18 protein-coding genes and 1 pseudogene are annotated in these 17,779 nt (G+C 68.7%); 4 read left to right on the top strand and 15 right to left on the bottom strand.

Annotated elements, in window-relative coordinates; genetic code table 11:
* Positions 1–169: 169 nt before the first annotated feature.
* The 4 genes from mutM to sepIVA all read right to left on the bottom strand — a co-directional run bounded on the left by mutM (position 170) and on the right by sepIVA (position 3,295).
* The gene (mutM, locus tag BRW65_RS25910) at positions 170–1,030 is read right to left on the bottom strand and encodes a DNA-formamidopyrimidine glycosylase (RefSeq protein ID WP_073879552.1); all 861 of its coding nucleotides are present in this window, start codon (positions 1,028–1,030) and stop codon (positions 170–172) included.
* A 181-nt stretch (positions 1,031–1,211) separates the two neighbouring features.
* The gene (gene rnc / locus BRW65_RS25900; protein WP_073879548.1) at positions 1,212–1,925 is read right to left on the bottom strand and encodes a ribonuclease III; all 714 of its coding nucleotides are present in this window, start codon (positions 1,923–1,925) and stop codon (positions 1,212–1,214) included.
* Positions 1,922–2,500, bottom strand: coding sequence for a YceD family protein (locus BRW65_RS25895; protein WP_208611928.1), 579 nt, complete (start codon positions 2,498–2,500; stop codon positions 1,922–1,924). The genes rnc and BRW65_RS25895 overlap by 4 nt, the downstream gene beginning before the upstream one ends.
* Positions 2,501–2,557: 57 nt before the next feature.
* Positions 2,558–3,295 carry a cell division protein SepIVA gene (sepIVA, locus tag BRW65_RS25890; RefSeq protein WP_068079496.1) on the bottom strand — a complete coding sequence of 246 codons (738 nt, stop codon included), beginning with the start codon at positions 3,293–3,295 and terminating at the stop codon, positions 2,558–2,560.
* Positions 3,296–3,620: 325 nt separating this feature from the next.
* Here sepIVA and BRW65_RS25885 point away from each other — a divergent pair, with 325 nt between their 5' ends.
* Positions 3,621–4,781 carry a permease gene (locus BRW65_RS25885; protein ID WP_073879546.1) on the top strand — a complete coding sequence of 387 codons (1,161 nt, stop codon included), beginning with the start codon at positions 3,621–3,623 and terminating at the stop codon, positions 4,779–4,781.
* Between the two features lie 110 nt (positions 4,782–4,891).
* Here the strand turns inward: BRW65_RS25885 and coaD are convergent, their stop codons facing one another.
* From coaD to BRW65_RS25860, 5 genes are all read right to left on the bottom strand, one after another.
* The gene (gene coaD / locus BRW65_RS25880; RefSeq protein WP_073879544.1) at positions 4,892–5,374 is read right to left on the bottom strand and encodes a pantetheine-phosphate adenylyltransferase; all 483 of its coding nucleotides are present in this window, start codon (positions 5,372–5,374) and stop codon (positions 4,892–4,894) included.
* 77 nt (positions 5,375–5,451) lie between these two features.
* The gene (gene rsmD / locus BRW65_RS25875) at positions 5,452–6,006 is read right to left on the bottom strand and encodes a 16S rRNA (guanine(966)-N(2))-methyltransferase RsmD (RefSeq protein WP_073879542.1); all 555 of its coding nucleotides are present in this window, start codon (positions 6,004–6,006) and stop codon (positions 5,452–5,454) included.
* 10 nt (positions 6,007–6,016) lie between these two features.
* Positions 6,017–6,640 carry a vitamin K epoxide reductase family protein gene (locus tag BRW65_RS25870; protein ID WP_073879540.1) on the bottom strand — a complete coding sequence of 208 codons (624 nt, stop codon included), beginning with the start codon at positions 6,638–6,640 and terminating at the stop codon, positions 6,017–6,019.
* Between the two features lie 7 nt (positions 6,641–6,647).
* On the bottom strand, positions 6,648–7,406 hold the full coding sequence (locus tag BRW65_RS25865) for a DsbA family protein (RefSeq protein ID WP_073879538.1): 759 nt from the start codon (positions 7,404–7,406) through the stop codon (positions 6,648–6,650).
* Between the two features lie 74 nt (positions 7,407–7,480).
* The gene (locus BRW65_RS25860) at positions 7,481–8,596 is read right to left on the bottom strand and encodes an alpha/beta hydrolase (RefSeq protein ID WP_073879536.1); all 1,116 of its coding nucleotides are present in this window, start codon (positions 8,594–8,596) and stop codon (positions 7,481–7,483) included.
* Between the two features lie 443 nt (positions 8,597–9,039).
* On the opposite strand from BRW65_RS25860, the gene BRW65_RS25855 reads away from it, so the two are divergent.
* The gene (locus BRW65_RS25855) at positions 9,040–9,885 is read left to right on the top strand and encodes an aldo/keto reductase (protein WP_139273238.1); all 846 of its coding nucleotides are present in this window, start codon (positions 9,040–9,042) and stop codon (positions 9,883–9,885) included.
* A 1-nt stretch (position 9,886) separates the two neighbouring features.
* On the opposite strand, the gene BRW65_RS25850 is transcribed toward BRW65_RS25855, so the two are convergent.
* From BRW65_RS25850 to BRW65_RS25840, 3 genes are all read right to left on the bottom strand, one after another.
* Complete coding sequence (locus BRW65_RS25850; RefSeq protein WP_073879532.1) at positions 9,887–10,600, bottom strand: HNH endonuclease family protein; 714 nt, start codon at positions 10,598–10,600, stop codon at positions 9,887–9,889.
* A gap of 118 nt (positions 10,601–10,718) precedes the next feature.
* Positions 10,719–12,938: an ATP-dependent DNA helicase RecG gene (gene recG, locus BRW65_RS25845; RefSeq protein WP_073879530.1), complete on the bottom strand. Its 2,220-nt coding sequence runs from the start codon at positions 12,936–12,938 to the stop codon at positions 10,719–10,721.
* A 2-nt stretch (positions 12,939–12,940) separates the two neighbouring features.
* Complete coding sequence (locus tag BRW65_RS25840; RefSeq protein ID WP_073879616.1) at positions 12,941–14,629, bottom strand: DAK2 domain-containing protein; 1,689 nt, start codon at positions 14,627–14,629, stop codon at positions 12,941–12,943.
* 261 nt (positions 14,630–14,890) lie between these two features.
* On the opposite strand from BRW65_RS25840, the gene rpmB reads away from it, so the two are divergent.
* The gene (gene rpmB, locus BRW65_RS25835; RefSeq protein ID WP_073879528.1) at positions 14,891–15,085 is read left to right on the top strand and encodes a 50S ribosomal protein L28; all 195 of its coding nucleotides are present in this window, start codon (positions 14,891–14,893) and stop codon (positions 15,083–15,085) included.
* A 17-nt stretch (positions 15,086–15,102) separates the two neighbouring features.
* On the opposite strand, the gene BRW65_RS25830 is transcribed toward rpmB, so the two are convergent.
* Together BRW65_RS25830 and BRW65_RS25825 are read right to left on the bottom strand one after the other, a co-directional pair.
* Positions 15,103–15,924, bottom strand: coding sequence for a mycofactocin-coupled SDR family oxidoreductase (locus tag BRW65_RS25830; protein WP_073879526.1), 822 nt, complete (start codon positions 15,922–15,924; stop codon positions 15,103–15,105).
* 2 nt (positions 15,925–15,926) lie between these two features.
* Positions 15,927–16,817: an SDR family NAD(P)-dependent oxidoreductase gene (locus tag BRW65_RS25825; protein ID WP_073879614.1), complete on the bottom strand. Its 891-nt coding sequence runs from the start codon at positions 16,815–16,817 to the stop codon at positions 15,927–15,929.
* Positions 16,818–16,913: 96 nt separating this feature from the next.
* Here BRW65_RS25825 and BRW65_RS25820 point away from each other — a divergent pair, with 96 nt between their 5' ends.
* Positions 16,914–17,357 (top strand): nuclear transport factor 2 family protein, encoded by a 444-nt coding sequence (locus tag BRW65_RS25820; protein ID WP_073879524.1) that lies wholly within the window; start codon positions 16,914–16,916, stop codon positions 17,355–17,357.
* A gap of 269 nt (positions 17,358–17,626) precedes the next feature.
* Here BRW65_RS25820 and BRW65_RS25815 read toward each other — a convergent pair.
* Positions 17,627–17,779: pseudogene (locus tag BRW65_RS25815) on the bottom strand (DUF222 domain-containing protein); the annotation flags it as partial.

The following is a 17,779-nucleotide window of genomic DNA, read 5'->3' as shown; positions in this document are numbered from 1 at the left end:
CGCCATCGGTTCACCATGCCACCCAGGATAACGACGCCAGGTGAGGATAACCTCACCTTTCTAGCCTTTCTTGCAAACGCCCGGCCGGCGCGCATCGAGCGTGCGCCCCGGGTGGCATCCCTCGGCGTGTCGCCACCGTGGCCGCACGCGCAAAGCCCTGCTCGCACACTCAAAGGCGCGGCCGCGGCTGGCATCTCGGACAGTAGAACGACGACCGGTTCATGAACTTCTCCCGGCGCATCACCGCGCCGCAACGCCTGCAGTTCTGTCCCTCGCGGCCGTAGGCGTCCAGCGACCGGTCGAAGTAGCCGGATTCGCCGTTGACGTTGATGTACAGCGAGTCGAACGACGTCCCGCCCTGCGCCAGCGCGTCGCGCATCACGTCGGCCGCGGCGTCCAGGACCGCGCCCAGCCGGGGACGGCTCAGCGTGGCCGCGATGCGGGCCCCGTTGACCTTGGCGCGCCATAGCGCCTCGTCGGCGTAGATGTTGCCGATGCCCGACACGACGGTCTGGTCGAGGAGCTGCCGCTTGATCTCGGAGTGCTTGCGCCGCAAGACGTTCACGACGGCGTCGCGGTCGAAGAGGGGATCCAGCGGGTCGCGCGCCAGGTGCGCGACGGGGGCCGGCACCACGCTCCCGTCCACGCTCACCAGGTCGGCGAGCATCCAGCCGCCGAAAGTGCGCTGGTCGGCGAAGCTCAGCACGGTCCCGTCGTCGAGCAGCGCGGAGATGCGCACGTGGTCGGCGCGGGGCACCTCACCCAGCAGCATCTGCCCGCTCATGCCGAGGTGCACGACGAGCGCGGTGTCCGGGACCTGTGGGCCGTCGAGCAGCAGCCATAGGTACTTGCCGCGCCGATCGGTGCCCGTAATGCGCGCGTCGAGCAACCGGGCGGTGAGGTCGGCCGGACCGGCCTCGTGGCGGCGCACCGCGCGCGGGTGATGCACCCGAACGGCCGTGATCGTTCTGCCGGCGACCCGGGTCTGCAAGCCGCGGCGCACGACCTCGACTTCGGGCAGTTCAGGCATTTAGTGATGATCGCAAGCGCGGCGAAGCCGGGCGCGGCGGGTCAGCACCATTGACCCGCGATGATCGCAAGCGCGGCGAAGCCGGGCGCGGCGGGTCAGCACCATCGACCCGCGATGATCGCAGCGCGGCGAAGCCGGGCGCTGGGGGTACCTCCCGCTTGCGGGGGTGGGTCAGCACCATTCAGACGGACGTCTTCCCGGCGGTGTCCAACTCTTCGAGGGCTTTCCAGGTGGCGGCCGCGGCCTTCTGCTCGGCCTCCTTCTTGGAGCGCCCCACGCCGGACCCGTATTCGGTGTCCATCACGACGACGACCGCGGTGAATTCCTTGTCGTGGTCCGGGCCGGTGGAGGTGACGACGTAGGACGGCGCGCCCATGCCCCGGGCGGCGGTCAGCTCCTGCAGGCTGGTCTTCCAGTCCAGCCCGGCGCCCAGCGTCGGCGCCGCGTCCAGCAAGCCGCCGAACAGTCGCAGGATCACTTCGCGGGCGGTGTCGATCCCGTGCTGCAGATAGATGGCGCCCAGCAGCGATTCCATCCCGTCGGCGAGGATGCTCGATTTGTCGGCGCCACCGGTGTTGGCTTCCCCGCGACCGAGAAACAGGTGAACGCCCAGGCCGTCCGGGGTCAGCTTGCGGGCGACGTCGGCCAGCGCCTGGGTGTTGACGACGCTGGCCCGCAGCTTGGCGAGGTCACCTTCGGAGCGGTCGGGGTGCCGGTGGTAGAGCTCGTCGGTGATGGTCAGACCCAGCACGGCGTCGCCGAGAAATTCGAGGCGTTCGTTGGTGGGCAGGCCGCCGTGCTCGTAGGCATAGCTGCGATGCGTCAACGCCAGCGTGAGCAGCTCGTCGGGCAGTTCGACCCCGAGCGCATCGAGCAGATCCTGGCGTGACGTCATTGCTCACCCGCGTCGGGCTCGGGAAACATGCCGGCCAGCTTGGCCCACCGCGGGTCGATGCGGTCGTGCCGATGGCCGGGCTCGGCCGCCAGGGCGACCCCGCATTCGGGACACAGCCCCGGGCAGTCGGGCGTGCACAGGGGTGCGAACGGCAGCTCCAGCCCTACGGCGTCGACGATCGACTGCTCGAGGTCGATGGTGTCGTCGACGATGTGACCGACCTCGTCCTCCTCGGTGGTCGCCTCGGTCGTGCTGTCGGGATAGGCGAACAACTCGGTCAGACTGACCTGTACCCGACCGTTGACCGGCGTCAGGCACCGGGAGCATTCGCCGACCGTGGGCGCGTCCACCGTCCCGGTCACCAACACGCCTTCGGAGACGGACTGAATCTGCAGGTCCAGATCCAACGGGGCGTCCCGCGCGATCGCGATCATGTCCAGCCCGATGCGCGACGGGCTGGGCACGGTCTTCCGCAAGGTCACCATCGCGCCCGGGCGCCGCCCGAGCCTGGTGATGTCGATCGACATCGGCGAGTTCAGACGGCGCTGGGAGGTGGTGCTGTGCTGCCGCGTCATAGGAGAAATCCTACGGCGCGCGCCGCATAATGCCAGGGCACGGCCGCCCCGCAGGGGTTAGCGCACCGCGTAGTCGTGCGTGCCGGCCGCCGTCCGCAGCTGGTGACGTCCGCGCCCGACGGAGCGCAGCGTGCCGTTGAGGAACTCCTCGAACTCGGCGAGCTTGTTGTCGACGTAGATGTCGCACTCGCCGCGCAGCCGGTCGGCCTCGGCGTGCGCCGAGTCGATGAGACGAGTGGCCTCGGCGTTGGCCGCCTCCACCACGCTGTTCTGCGACACCAGGCGCTGCTGCTCCTTGATGCCCTCTTGGACGGCTTTCTCGTAGGAGATGTTGCCGTTCTCCAGCAGCCGGTCGGCCTCGGCCTGGGCACGGCCGACGCTGGCCTCGTACTCGCGTTTCGCCGCCGTGGCGATGCGCATCGCTTCCTCGCGAGCCTCACCGACCATCCGCTCGCTGTGCTGGCGAGCCTCGCTTACCATGCGGTCTGCCTGCGCTTTTGCGTCGGACAGCAGCCGGTCCGCCTCCGCGCGGGCGTGGTTGAGCATCGACTCGGATTCGGTGGTCGCCGAGGACACCATGGAGTCGGCGTGCGACTTGGCGTCCTGCAGCATCGAGTCACGCGCGTCGAGGACATCCTGGGCGTCGTCCAGCTCTCCGGGGATCGCGTCCTTGATGTCGTCGATCAGTTCCAGCACGTCACCGCGGGGGACCACGCAGCCGGCCGTCATCGGAACGCCGCGCGCTTCTTCAACGATGGCGCTCAATTCATCGAGCGCTTCAAAGACTCGGTACACGGCCATTTCCTCCTGGCGTCTGCAAAAATCTTGTTGTTACCAGTGTGCCTGGTGTTGCCTTTGTGACAGCGGTGGCGGGCCGGTGTGTCGGACATTTGACCTCGTCGACGACGAGAAGCGCCACTCCACCCGCAGCGATGCCGCAGTCCCGCGTAGATCCCATCGAAACGCCCGTCCGCGCCGCCAAGGTTGATGGCGCCTGCTGCGGCCATTCTAGGGATCGCGGCCGCCCCCCGCCCTGGCCAGGACGCTTTGCGCCGTTGACGGATACCCCTGCGGGGTATAGTTTGGACCGGGAACCACCGAAGGGGAGGATCGAGCACTCGTGCTATCAGCGATCGGACACGCCTTGGCGGTGGCGGGATCGATGACGTGGGAAATTCTGTGGGCCTTGATCGTGGGGTTCGCCCTTTCGGCGGTGGTGCAGGCGGTCGTCCGGCGCTCGACGATCGTTGGGCTGCTGGGCGACGACCGGCCGCGAACCCTGGCGCTGGCCGCCGGCCTCGGCGCGGCGTCGTCGTCGTGCTCGTACGCCGCGGTGGCGTTGGCCCGGTCACTCGTGCGCAAGGGCGCCAACTTCACCGCCGCGATGGCGTTCGAGATCGGTTCCACCAACCTGGTGGTCGAACTGGGCATCATCCTGGCGCTGCTGATGGGCTGGCAGTTCACTGCTGCGGAGTTCGTCGGCGGCCCGTTGATGATCGTGGTCCTCGCCGTCCTGTTCCGCCTGTTCGTGCGCTCGCGGCTCGTCGATGCCGCCCGTGAGCAGGCCGACCGCGGGATCGCCGGCTCGATGGAAGGCCATGCCGCCATGGACATGTCCATCAAGAAGCAGGGTTCGTTCGCGCAGCGCCTCTTCTCCGGGGAGGGCTTCACTTCCGTCGCCCACGTGTTCGTGATGGAGTGGTTGGCGATTCTGCGCGACCTGGTGCTGGGCTTGTTGATCGCGGGCGCCATCGCGGCGTGGGTGCCCGAAAAGTTCTGGCAGGTCTTCTTTTTCGCCGACCACCCGACCTGGTCGACCATATGGGGCCCGCTCGTGGGACCGATCGTGGCGATCGTGTCGTTCGTCTGCTCGATTGGCAACGTCCCGCTGGCCGCAGTGCTGTGGAACGGAGGCATCAGTTTCGGCGGTGTGATCGCGTTCATCTACGCCGACCTGCTGATCCTGCCGATCCTCAATATCTACCGCAAGTACTACGGCACCAAGATGATGCTGACGCTGCTGGGCACCTTTTACGCGGCGATGGTCGCCGCCGGCTATCTGGTCGAAATTATCTTCGGTGCAACGCATCTCATTCCGAAGCAGCGCAACGCCACCGTCATGGAAGCGGCGGTTTCGTGGAACTACACGACCTGGCTGAATATCGCCTTCCTCGCCGTCGCGGCCATGCTGGTCATCCGGTTCGTCATGACGGGCGGAATTCCGATGGCGCGGATGATGGGCGGCTCGCCCGACGGCGGGCACGAACACGCGTGTCACTAGCGGTGCCAAATCCGTTGCGCGCGAGCCCGACCACCAACCGACCGAAGAACTGGGGCAAGGCGCCGCGGTCGCAAAGATAGCCGCGCGCTGATGACTTGCGGCGCAACGATTTAAGGGCGGCCGGCGAGCTTTTCGCGCAGTCGCCGGTTGACCGGTTCCGGCAGTAGCTCGGACACGTCGCCGCCGAACGTCGCGACCTCCTTGGCCAACGACGACGAGACAAACGAATACCGCGGCGTCGTCGCGACGAAAAAGGTGTCGACACCGGCGATGTGCTTGTTCATCTGCGCCATCTGTAGCTCGTACTCGAAGTCGGTGCCGGTGCGCAGGCCCTTCACGATGGCGGTCATCCCCCGCGACCTGACGAAGTCGACCACCAGACCCTGCCCGGCCTCGACGCGCAGGTTGGGCAGATGGGTCGTCGACTCGTTGATCATGGCGATCCGCTCGTCGAGATCGAACATGCCCTTCTTCGCGGGGTTGGTCAGGATCGCCACCACCACCTCGTCGAACTGGACCGACGCCCGTTCGAAGACGTCGATGTGGCCCAACGTCACCGGGTCAAACGATCCCGGGCACACCGCGCCGCTCATGACGCGCGCCGACGACGATGCAGAACGCAGTGATGAGGAGGAGCGGCGCCCATGACGGAAGACGCTACACGCCGGCCTCACCCTCGCTCGGCCATCTCCAACCGGGTGTCGCCGTACACGCGCGGCGGCCGCACCGACCAGCCGACCGGCCAGGTCAGCGGCGCGCCGCTCGCCGCGCGCTCCACCACCGCGACGGTTCCGGGTTTCGCCCAGCCGTGGGTGACCAACGCCGCCAAGACGGCCTCCACCTCGGCGGCCGCGACGTCGTAGGGCGGGTCGGCGAGGACGACGTCGATCGGATTCGCGGTCCCGGCGGCCAGGACGGTGGCGACCGTACCGCGGCGCACCGTCGCGCCGGCCAGCCCCAGGGTGTCGATGTTGCGCGCGATGACGGCCGCGCTGCGCGGGTCGGACTCCACGAACAGCGCCGAGGCGGCCCCCCGCGACAGCGCCTCCAATCCCAGTGCGCCCGAACCGGCGTAGAGATCCAGCACCGCCGCGCCGCTCAGGTCGTCCCGCGCGGTCAGGATGTTGAAAAGCGACTCACGCACGCGGTCGGTGGTCGGCCTGGTCCCGCGGGGCGGGACGGCGATGCGCCGGCCGCCGGCCACGCCGCCGATGATGCGGGTCACGCGCCAACACTTACAGGAGCGTCGACCAATAGTCCCAGAACCGGGCCATGATCAGGAGGAACACCGTGGTGAACCACAGCGCGACGATGGACCACCGCCACTGATACAACACCCACGCCACACCGCGTCCCCGGCTCAGCAGCGCCGGACGCCACACGATCGACGCGACGACCACCAGCAGCGTGACGGTGGCCGCCCAGACGACCATGCAGTACGGGCACAACGCGCCGATCGTGTACAGGCTCTCGTAGATCAACCAGTGCACGAACACCGCGCCGAGCAGCAGCCCGATCGTCAAACCGATCCAATACCATTGCGGTAACGGCACTTTCGCCATCGCCAGCAGCCCGGTAACGACCACCACGGTGAAGGCCACCAGGCCGAGCAACGGGTTGGGGAAGCCCAGCACCGATGCCTGCGGGGTGACCATCACCGAGCCGCACGACAGGACCGGGTTGAAGTTGCACGTCGGCACGTACGCCGGGTTGAGCAGCAGGTCGATCTTCTCCACCGTCAGCGTCGCCGAGGCGGCCAGGCCGATCACGCCGGCGATCAGCACCCACCACGCGCTGGGCGCCGGGACGGGCGCTTGCTGACGCGATTCCGCCGTCAGATCGGCGGTTTGGGTCGACACCGGGCGATCAGGTGGCCGGAGGGGCGGTGGCGCCGTCGATGCCGGGCACGTCGCCCACGATGCTCTTGACCTTGGCGACCAGCGCGTCGGGGGTGGACGGGTCGTAGTCGTCGCCGTTGATCTTGATGGTCGGCGTGGCGTTGATCTTCGCGGCCGCAGCCTCGCCGGTGACCTTGGCGATGTACTTGCCGCTGTTGATGCAGTCGGGCACCTTGCCCGCGGCGCCGGCCTCGCGGGCGATCTCGATCAGCCGGGCGTTGTCCGGGAAGCTGCTGCCGCGCTCGCTGGGCTGCAGGTCGGTGGTGTACAGCGCGGTGTGGAACCGGCGGAACGCGTCGAGCGACTCGTCGGCCACGCAGAGCGCCGCGGCGCCCGCCCGCGACGAGTAGTTCTGGTTCCTGGCGTTGTCGAGGATCGACACCATGGAGTAGTCGGCCGCGATGGCGCCGACGTCGATCAGCCTGGACACCGTCGGCCCGAAGGTCCGCTCGAAGTTGCCGCAGGCCGGGCAGAGGAAGTCCTCGTAGAAGGTGACCACGGCCTTGGGGTTGCTGGTCCCGGGCTGGGTGACCAGCTTGCTCGACGTCACCCGCACGGTGTCGCCGGCGCCGATGGCGGCGGTCTTCTTGTGGTGTGTGACCACGATGTAGGAGACCAGCGCGACCAGGAAGATGACGACGACGGCGGTCCCGCCGATCTGCACGAGTCGGCCCGATTTACCGTCGGCCGCCTTCATGTCAAAGCGCGGTTTGGATTTGTCGGCCACAGTTGCGCGATCCTTCGGTAATCGGGTGGTCTTCGTGGGCGCCTCTAGATTACCGGCGCCGAACGCGCAACAGATCAGACCCGGCTCAGGTGGGCCCGCAAAGCCGAGATCAGCTCCGTGGTCGCGGCGGCGCTGCCACCGCCGAGCTGGAACAAGTTGATGAAGCCGTGGGTCAGCGACCCCATGCACCGCAGATCGACCGCCGTCCCGGCGGCCCGCAGCGCCGCCGCGTAGCTCTCCCCTTCGTCGCGCAGCGGGTCGAACCCGGCGACCGCGATCAGGGCCGGCGCCAGCCCGGCCAGCGACTCGGCCAGCAGTGGCGATACCCGGGGGTCGGCCCGGTCGACGCCCGAGCCGCGCAGGTACTGAGACTCGAACCAATCGATGTCGCGTTTGGTCAGCACGAAGCCGCGGGCGAACAGGCCCAGGGAACGGGTCTGCGAGGTGAAATCGGTCCGCGGGTAGATCAGCCACTGCAGCACTGGGGCGGGCGCGCCCTCGTCGCGCGCCTGTTGGCAGACGACGGCCGCCAGGTTGCCGCCCGCGCTGTCGCCGCCGACCGCGACGCGACCGGGCGCGGCGCCGAGTTCCCCGGCGTGGTCGTATGCCCACCTGAAGGCGGCGTAGGCGTCCTCGACGGCGGCCGGGGCCGGATGCTCGGGGGCCAGCCGGTAGTCGATGGACAACACGTGAATGCCGGCGTCGCGGCAGGTCAACCGGCACAGGGCGTCGTAGGAGTCCAGGTCGCCGATCGACCACCCACCGCCGTGGTAGAAGACCAGCAGGGGTGCGGACGCGCCGTTGGGGGGCCGGTAGTGCCGGGCCGGGATCTCACCCGCGGGTCCGGGCAGGGACAGGTCACGGACGTCGACGTGGATCTGCGGCCCGGGCAGCTCCAGCAGCATCTGGCGCATCTGAGCGCGGGACGCGCTTGCGTCGTCGTCGACCACCAGGCCGTCGATGCCGACGGCGCGCAACCCGGAGAGCATCAGCTGAAGCGTGGCGTCCAGCGTGTTGCCGTCGATGGTCACCGAGCGGCCACCGAACAGCGCGCGCTTGGCCGGGGCCGGGATCCACGGAATGACCTTGACACCGATCGTGGAGACCGCGCCCTGCATGCGGCTGGTCAGGCGCATGGGCGCGTGTTTGACGCCAAGATGCAGGTCCGGCGCGGGCACGCTCTTGGTCATGGGCACTCCCTGTGCATCCAACGTGGCGACGCTCGACGACGGACGGTTGCTCGTTCCGCGCCCTCGTCTCGGACTCTTCCGGTCTTCGGCGGCCACCGAGCAGGTGCGGTCGGTGCCGCGCTGCGCGTCCGGTACGGGCTGGGCGGGTGGCCCCCCGGTGTGCCGTGCGACCAACTCTACGTGGTGACGAATATCCCAAAAAGAAGACCGGGTTCCGAATCACCGCCCCCGGCCCGGTGTTGCTGAGGTGGTATTTTCCAGCTCGGTAATATCGTGATCCCCAAACCGGTAACCCCCTCACGGATTGCGAGCAGCTCCGACGTGTTCCATTTCGAACTCAGCGCCTCGAATTCGGCGCCGATGGAATGGCGTCGATCTCCTCGCTCGATGACGGCGCCCGGTTGGGCCCACGAACCTTCAATTCCACAGGCAGGTGAATGACATTGGCTGGCGAGTCGGGCGCTGCCGTGCCCTCGATAGCTCTTAATGACGAAAACACGATGCCGGTGCTGGGCTTGGGTGTCGCCGACTTGTCCGAGGACGAGACGGAACGCGCGGTCTCCGCGGCGCTGGAGATGGGCTGCCGGCTGATCGACACCGCCTCGGCCTACGGCAACGAGGCCGCAGTCGGCCGCGCCATCGCGGCCTCCGGGATCCCGCGGGCCGAGCTCTTCGTCACCACCAAGCTGGCCGCCGCCGACCACGGGTTCCTCCGGTCCGAGGAGGCCTGCAAGGAAAGCCTGGAGCGGCTCGGCCTGGATTACGTCGACCTCTACCTGATCCACTGGCCCGTGCCGTCGCGCGGTGAGTACGTGAACTCCTTCGGCGGCCTGATCCAATGCCGCGGAAACGGGCTCGCGCGCTCGATCGGCGTTTCGAACTTCACCGAGCAGCATGTCACCGATGTCATCGACCTGACCTTCGTCACCCCGGCGGTCAACCAGGTCGAACTGCACCCGCTGCTCAACCAGGCCGACGTACGCAAGACCAACGCGGAGCACAACGTCGTCACCCAGGCCTATACGCCGCTGGCGCTCGGCAAGCTGACGGACAACCCGACGGTGACCTCGGTCGCCGGCGAATACGGCAAGACGCCGGCTCAGGTGTTGCTCCGGTGGAACCTGCAGTTGGGCAACGCGGTGGTCTTCCGGTCGGCCAACCCGGAGCACATCTCCGGCAACCTCGACGTGTTCGACTTCGAGTTGGCCGCCGAGCACATGGACGCGATCAACGGGCTCAACGACGGCACCCGGCTGCGCCCGGATCCCAACACGTTCGAGGGCGCCTGAGCTATCCCGCCGGGCAGGTGGCCGCCGCCTGGCGTAGCACGCCCGTCGACGCCTGATCCACCGGCAGCGCGTAGCCGCGCAGCACGGCGATGAACTGCATCGCGTATTGGCAGGCGAACGCGGCGTTCGGCGGCATCCACTGCGCCGGCGGCGCATCGCCCTTGTCCTGATTCGCCTGTCCGTCGACCGCCACCAGATTGGCCGGATCGTTGGCGAACCGCAGCCGCTGCCCGTCGGGCCAGTTGTAGGCGCCCATGTCCCAGGCGTAGGCCAGCGGGACGATGTGGTCGATCTGCACCGCCTCGCCTACCCTGGCGCCGCGCTGGAACGCAATCGTCTTGTTGGTGTACGGGTCGTGCAGGGTGCCGGTGGCCACCGCGTCCGGACACCGTTTGGTCGACACGTAGGTCTTGTCGATGAGGTCGCGGTTGAGGATGTCGTCGCGGGTGTCGCATCCGTTGTGGCCCAGCGGGGCGTCGTTGTCGTCGTCCCACGCGTCGCCGAACGCCGCGCGGCGGTAGTCGTACCGGTGCGCCCGAAGCGGCAGCACCGCGATACCCGCGAGCACGTCGGTGCCCGGCTGCACCGTCGGAACGTCGGCGCGCGCGGCGTATTCGTCCGCGTGCCTGGCCGTCGAGGACCCGACCGTCTGGTAGGCCACCAGCAGGGCGAGCGCCGCGGTCGCGGACAACCACAGCAGCACCTTGCGATTCACCAGCGCCGTCCCCCACAAGTGGGAGGTGCCCCCACTCCCCCGCAAGCGGGTGGTGCCCCCACCTCATCGCTTCGTCCCCCGCAAGCGGGCGGTACCCCCACTGCATCGTCGCTGGCGGTCACGACTTATCCAGGTATTCGATCCGGTCGGTGGTGACGAAAGGCGCTGCCAGCAAAGCCAATTCGGGGCTGGCCGGATTTTCGTCGTAGCTTCGGACGCAGAAGTCACGCGCGGCCTCGATGACGTCGCGGTGGTCGGCCAGCGAGAGCAAGCGCAGATTGATCGCGCGACCGGACTGGTTGCGGCCCAAGACGTCTCCCTCCCGACGCTCCTTGAGGTCCAGGTCGGCGAGCGCGAACCCGTCCTGGGTCGCGGCCACGGCGGAGAGCCGCCGGCCCGCCGGCGACCCCGGCGCGACCCAGGTGGCCAGCAGGCACAAACTCGGGTGCTGGCCGCGGCCGATGCGGCCGCGCAGCTGATGCAGCTGGCTGATGCCGAAGCGGTCGGCATCCATCACCAGCATCACCGTGGCGTTCGGGACGTCGACGCCCACCTCGATCACCGTGGTGCACACGAGCACATCGGTCTCGCCGGCGCGAAACGCCGCCATCGCGGCGTCCTTCTCCTCGGCGGACAACCGCCCGTGCATCAGTGCCAGGCGCACGTTCGCCAGCTCGCCCGCACGCAGCCGCGCGTAGAGTCCTTCGGCGGTTTCCGACGGTCTCGCCTGCTGCTCCTGTTTCTCCGGCTCGTCGGTCTCGTCGATCCGGGGCGCCACCACATAGGCCTGCCGACCGGCGGCGACCTCTTCGGTGATGCGCTGCCAGGCCCGCTCGAGCCACGCGGGCTTCTCCCTGACGAAGATGACGTTGCTGGTGATCGGCTGGCGGCCACGCGGCAGTTCGCGCAGTGTGGAGGTTTCCAGGTCACCGTAGACGGTCAGCGCGACCGTGCGCGGTATCGGCGTCGCCGTCATCACCAGCAGGTGCGGGGTGACCCTCCGACGAGCCTTGGCCCGCAACTGGTCTCGCTGTTCGACCCCGAACCGGTGTTGCTCGTCGACCACCACCATGCCCAGGTTGTGGAACTCCACCGCGTCCTGTAACAGCGCGTGGGTGCCCACGACGATCCCGACCTGGCCACTGGCCACCTCGTCACGGACTTGCTTCTTCTGCGCCGCGGTCATCGAACCGGTGAGCAGGGCGACCCGGGTCGCGTTGTCCGCTCCACCTAGCTGACCGGCCATCGCCAACGGGCCGAGCACGTCGTTGATGGACCTAAGATGTTGGGCGGCAAGGACTTCCGTCGGCGCCAGCAGCGCGCACTGGTAACCCGCGTCCACCAGTTGCAGCATCGCCAGCACCGCGATGATCGTCTTGCCCGATCCGACCTCACCCTGGAGCAGGCGGTTCATCGGCCGGGTGGCCGAGAGCTCCTTGGCGAACACGTCGAGCACCTCACGCTGCCCGGCGGTCAGCTCGAACGGCAAGCGCCGCAACAGTTCCGCGGACAATCCGTCGGGGCGCGGGGGCGCCGGGGGGCCCGATTCCGACAGCTCGCCGTGCCGCCGGGTGACCAGCGCCCACTGCAGCCCCACGGCTTCGTCGAACGTCAGCCGCTCCCGCGCCCGCCGCCGCGCGGAAGCGTCTTCGGCCAGGTGGATGTCGCGCAACGCCCGGTCCTCGGAGACCAGGCCGTGGCGGCTGCACAGGTCGGCGGGCAGGGGGTCGTCCACCGGATCCAGGACGTCGAGCACCTGGCGCACGCACCTGAAGACGTCCCAGCTCTGCACCTTCGTGGTCGCCGGATAGATCGGGAAGAAGGCCCGCTCGAACGCCGCCATCTGCACCTCGCCGGTGGTGGCCTGCGAGGCGATCGCGATGTTCTTCAGCGAGCTGGTGCCACGGTTCTTGCCGTCCGGGGAATCGAGGATGAGGAAGGCCGGGTGCGTCAGCTGCATGACGTTCTTGAAGAACCCGACCTCCCCCGACAGCATCACCTTGGTGCCTTCGGTCAGGTCCTTCTTCAGATAGTTCGCGTTGAAGAACGTCGCGGTCACCTTGTTGCGGCCGGCACCGAGGGTGATGCGGTGGCAGACCTTCTTCGGGGTCTTCTTCATCGGCCACGTCTTGGTTTCGGTGATCGTGTCGACGATGGTGATGTGCTCGCCGGCCGGCGGGCGCTGGTCGTCGGCGCCCCACCGGGTCGCACCCTCGGTGTAGCTGCGCGGGTAGTGCCGCAGCAGATCGTCGACGGTGCGGATGCCCAACTCCTCGTCGAGCTGATCGGCGGCCTTGGCGCCCACCACGAAGTCCAGCCGGTCGCCCAGCGACACCACGGCTACTCGACCCCGATCAACAGCGCGTCACCGCGATGGCCGGTGCGGTACGTGACCAGCTCGGTGCCCGGGTGATGGTCGTGCATGTGCTTTTGCAGGACGCCGCCCACGTCCGCGACGTCGTCTTCCGATTCGATGCCGGCGCCGACCAGCACCGTCACCAGGTCCCCACCGGAGGCCAGCAACAGATCCAGCAGGCCGATGGCCGCAGCGACCACATCGGCCGCCACGATGAGCACCTCGTCGGCCGCGATGCCCAGCCCGTCGCCCGGCTGGCAGCGGCCGGCCCAGGTCAACGCGCTTTCGGTCGCGATGCGCACCGACGCGTGCCGGGCCGCACCGGCCGCGCGGGCCATGGTGTAGCCGTCGTCCACCGCCTGCCGGCCGGTTTCGTGCACGGCCAGCGCGGCCAGGCCCTGCACCATCGACGCCGTCGGGATCGGCACCACGTCGATCCCCCAGCCGATGGCCGCGGTGCACCCGGCGACCAGCTCCTCGGCGGGCACGTAGCCGTTGGGCAGCACCATCACCTGCGCGGCGCCGGTGTCGATCACCGCGCGCATCAGCTGATGCGCGCTGATGTTCACCGGGTCGCCGGCGGCCGGGTCGCGCTGCAGCACGCAGGCGCCCTCCCCGCCGAACAGCTCGGCGGCGCCGTCGCCGTCGACGACGGCCAGCACCGCCCTCTCCCGGGTCCAGCCGCCGACCGGCAGGCCGGCCGCGCCGGAGCTCAACGCCGAAATCACGATGCGGCTCAACCGCCCCGCCGCGAGCCCGGCCTCGACCGCGGCGCCGGCGTCGTCGGTGTGCACGTGCACCGAGTACGTACGCTCGGCCGACGACGTCGCGGCCGCGATGCCCACGGAATCGCCCAGCTCCCCGAGCCGGTCCCGCAGCGCGTCGGCCGCGGCCGCATCGCAGCCGTCCAAGCGGTACATCACCTCGAATTGCGGCGCGGGGCGCTCGGCGGCGCCGTCCGGTTGGGGCGCTCGCGGCGACAGTTCGTACACGGTTCGCGCGGGGGCTTGACCGGTGACGGTGGTGCGCAGGGCGTCCAGCAGCACCAGCAGGCCGCGGCCGCCGGCGTCCACGGCGCCGGCGTCGGCCAGCACGTCGAGCTGCTCGGTCGTCTTCTCCAGCGCGACGACCGCGGCGTCGCCGGCGGCGGTGATCGCCGGGGTGAGACCCTCCCCGGCCTGGGCGCGCTCCCCGACGGCGTCGGCCGCCGCCCGCAGCACCGAGACGATGGTCCCCGGGATCTCCTCGCCGCCCATCGACGCGATGACCAGGTCCACGCCGCGCCGCAACGACGCCGCGAGGATGGCGGCATCGATGTGGGGCAGCTCACCGCCGGAATCGGCCGCCGCGACGGCGGTAACGTCGGCGATTCCGCGCAGAATCTGCGACAGGATCACCCCGGAGTTTCCGCGAGCGCCGTTCAGCGCACCGGCCGACATCGCGGCGGTGGCCCGGGCGACGCAGGCCGAGCCGCCCTCGGAGTTCACCCCGGCGTTGGCCTCGGCCAGCGCCGAACGCATGGTGAACAGCATGTTGGCGCCGGTATCGGAGTCGGCGACCGGGAAGACGTTGAGCCGGTTGATCTCGTCGATGTGGGTGATGAGGTCGCTGACGGCGGTGTGCGCCCAGTCCCGCAAGGTGATCGCGTCGAGCAGACGTTCCGACGTTCCCAGTGTCAGCCACCTCCTCCACAACCAGGCCCCCGGTGGGCGCCAGCGTAGCCCGGCGACTCGCGCGACGGCTGCCCGTGACCACCACCCGCCGCCGCGGCGATCCGGCCCATTGAGCCTAGCCAGACGGGGCGACAGCGGTGGTGATCGTTTTGGTGGTTGCCAGCGGAGTCGGTATCCTGGTTGGGCCCGGGTCGGCCCGGGCTTTCCCGGCCCCGTGTCAGACCGCCGAGCCGGACCCCCGAGATTTGAGGAGCTTGAACCATGGCCGCTGTGTGCGACATCTGCGGGAAAGGCCCCGGCTTCGGCAAGTCGGTGTCGCACTCCCACCGCCGCACCAGCCGCCGGTGGGACCCCAACGTCCAGACCGTGCACGTTGTCACCCGCCCGGGCGGCAACAAGAAGCGCGTCAACGCCTGCACGTCCTGCATCAAGGCCGGCAAGGTCGCCCGGGGCTAGCCCGGCGTTATCACGGGCTACATCACGATGTGCCCGGCGTCGACGGGTATCGACACGCCCGTCACGTAGCGGGCCCGGGGACCGACCAGCCACAGCACCGCTTCCGTCACGTCTTGCGCTTCGACCAGCGGCACGTCGGGCAGCAGCATCTGCGAGACGGCCGGGTTGGGATTCTCCAGCATCCGGTTGACGACGAAGTCGTTGAGGATCATCGGCGTCATGACGCCACTCGGGTGCACCGAGTTGACCCGAATCTTGTGTGGCGCGTAGGCATTGGCCGCTGACCGCATCAACCCGACCACCCCGTGCTTGGACGCGGCGTAGGCGAACATCGCCGCGCTGCCGTCGCCGCCCCGGCCGGTCAGCCCCTGCGACGAGCTGACCAGCACGATCGACCCGCCCTGTCCCTTGCGGATGATCGAGGGCACCGTCGCCAGCAACGTGTGCCACACGCCCTTGAGGTTGGTGTCGACGATCGTGTTGAACACCGGCTCGGAATGGGCCTCCGGGTCACCGATCGCCACCACCCCGGCGTTGGCGACGACGATGTCCACCTCGCCGAGGTCGTCGATTCCGCTTTGCACCGCGGCCTCGAGTTGCGGCAGGTCGCGGACGTCGGCGACGACGGGCGCCACCCTGCGGCCGGCGGCTTGGACCAGCCGCGCGGTCTCGTCGAGATCGGATTTGGTGCCCAGCGGGTAGGGAATCGCGTCGATGTCGGTGCAGATGTCCACGGCGATGATGTCGGCGCCCTGTTCGGCGAAGGCCACCGCGTGACTGCGGCCCTGGCCGCGCGCCGCACCGGTGATGACGGCGACCTTGTCGTCGAGTTCCCCCATGGCTACACCTCCAGCTTCGTGCCGGTCTCGTGCTCGGCGAAGGCGACCAGGCGGGCGGCCGCGTCGTAGTCGCACGCGACCGGCGACCGGCCGATCAGCACCGGCCCGCCGCGCAGGCCGAACCGCCCGCTGACCCCGACATAACTGCCGGGCGGCAACGGTTCGCTGATGCAGTACAGCGTGGGGGCCGCGCCCTCGTCGATGTCGTTGGCCAGCCGGTCGGCCACCACCTTGACCACCTTGTGCGCCATCGACATCAGAGCGGAGTCGCCGAGCTGCGACAGGTTCGACGCGACCCAGCCCGGGTGGGTCAGCTGGGTGACCACCGGCGACCCGGCCGCGCGCAGCCTGCGGTCCAGTTCGAGGCCCCAGAGCATGACCGTGAGCTTCGACTGTGCGTAGGCGCCCAGCCGGGTCCACTTGTGCCGGCGCAGGTGAAGATCGTCCAGGTGCAGCGTCGCGGACCGGTGCGCGTCGGAGCCGACGTTGATGATCTGCGAGCGCACCCTGGGCAGGAGCAGGTTGGTCAGGGCGAACGGGCCGAGCAGGTTGGTGCCCAGCGTCTTTTCGAATCCGTCGACCGTTTCGGTGCGGCGTTCGGTCAGGGCACCGGCGTTGTTGATCAGGATGTCGACATCGTCGTCGATCGAACTGGCGAAGGCGCGCACCGAGGACTGGTCGGCGAGGTCGACCCTGGCCACCGTGGTCGAGCCGCCCATCTCGGTCGCGCGTTGCTCGCCCAGCTCGGTGTTGCGCACCGCCAGGATCACGTGGGCGCCGGCCTTGGCCAGGGCACGGGCGGTCCCGAGCCCGACGCCGTTGGTCGCTCCGGTCACGACGACTCGTTTGCCGGTGAGGTTGCCGAGCCGGCTCGGCGTCCAAGGTACGGTCACGGCGATCAAGACTAATGGTCGGTTCTATGTAAATTCGACCGGTTCTGCCACCATTGTTCGCGGAAGCGGAGGACATAGGTGCGACGGGCGGTCCACATGAGTGACAGCGCAACAGAAATCACCAACCTGATCTACACCTACGCCGAGCTTCTCGACGGAGGCGACCTGGACGGCGTCGCCCGACTCTTCGAGCATGGCCGCATCTGCGGCGTGGAGAACGGCCCGCCGGAGACGGTGTTCGCCGGTGCCGCCCGGGTGCGCGAGATGTACGAGATGGCCACGCGCATCTATGAAGACGGCACCCCCAAGACCAAGCACAACACCACCAATGTGCAGCTGCACATCGACGAGTCCGCGGGGACCGCGCGCAGCACGTCGTACTACTGCGTCACCCAGGCGACTCCCGACCTGCCGCTGCAGGTGATCGTGACCGGGCACTACAAGGACACGTTCCACCGCGTGGACGGCGCCTGGCGGTTCGACAGCCGCACAATGTTCGTCGACCAGGTCGGCGACGTCAGCCAGCATCTGAAGTTCTGATCGGGTCGGCTATTTACGTTGGACGACAATGCTTTTGGAAAGCGCATCGAAAGAAGAGCGCATGCCTGACGACCCCGTCGCGACAGCGTCGCAGCACGAACAGGAAATCCGTCACGAAGGACGCCAACTTCGCGAGGTCGTGAATCACTCGTCGAGTGTGGGCCCTACGTACGGATTTTCGGCCGATTTACGTCCATAGGCCCCACGGTCGGCGACGTCCATTAAGTCACTCGTCCATTAAGTTACTCGTCGAGGAACACGGCTCGGGCGCCCAGGATGATGCCGCGCTTGCGGGCCCGCTCGGCGTCGCTGAAGTGCCCGTCGGGATGCAACCAATCCAGCAGCCGCTTGGCGTAGACGGCCAACTCATCGGGCCGATACCCCGCGGCCTTGCCGGCCAAGTCGGCCTCGGCGGCGGCCCG

The organism is Mycobacterium paraffinicum, from assembly GCF_001907675.1.
Classification (GTDB): domain Bacteria; phylum Actinomycetota; class Actinomycetes; order Mycobacteriales; family Mycobacteriaceae; genus Mycobacterium; species Mycobacterium paraffinicum_A.
Note: the sequence above shows the minus strand (reverse complement) of the source record. Positions and strands in the feature narration are given on the sequence as shown.

What these genes read in the sequence shown, in the direction of transcription:
- mutM (WP_073879552.1), bottom strand. Translation starts at nt 1,030, where the DNA reads ATGCCTGAACTGCCCGAAGTCGAGGTCGTGCGCCGCGGCTTGCAGACC.
- rnc (WP_073879548.1), bottom strand. Translation starts at nt 1,925, where the DNA reads ATGACGTCACGCCAGGATCTGCTCGATGCGCTCGGGGTCGAACTGCCC.
- BRW65_RS25895 (WP_208611928.1), bottom strand. Translation starts at nt 2,500, where the DNA reads ATGACGCGGCAGCACAGCACCACCTCCCAGCGCCGTCTGAACTCGCCG.
- coaD (WP_073879544.1), bottom strand. Translation starts at nt 5,374, where the DNA reads ATGAGCGGCGCGGTGTGCCCGGGATCGTTTGACCCGGTGACGTTGGGC.
- BRW65_RS25860 (WP_073879536.1), bottom strand. Translation starts at nt 8,596, where the DNA reads ATGACCAAGAGCGTGCCCGCGCCGGACCTGCATCTTGGCGTCAAACAC.
- rpmB (WP_073879528.1), top strand. Translation starts at nt 14,891, where the DNA reads ATGGCCGCTGTGTGCGACATCTGCGGGAAAGGCCCCGGCTTCGGCAAG.
- BRW65_RS25830 (WP_073879526.1), bottom strand. Translation starts at nt 15,924, where the DNA reads ATGGGGGAACTCGACGACAAGGTCGCCGTCATCACCGGTGCGGCGCGC.
- BRW65_RS25820 (WP_073879524.1), top strand. Translation starts at nt 16,914, where the DNA reads ATGAGTGACAGCGCAACAGAAATCACCAACCTGATCTACACCTACGCC.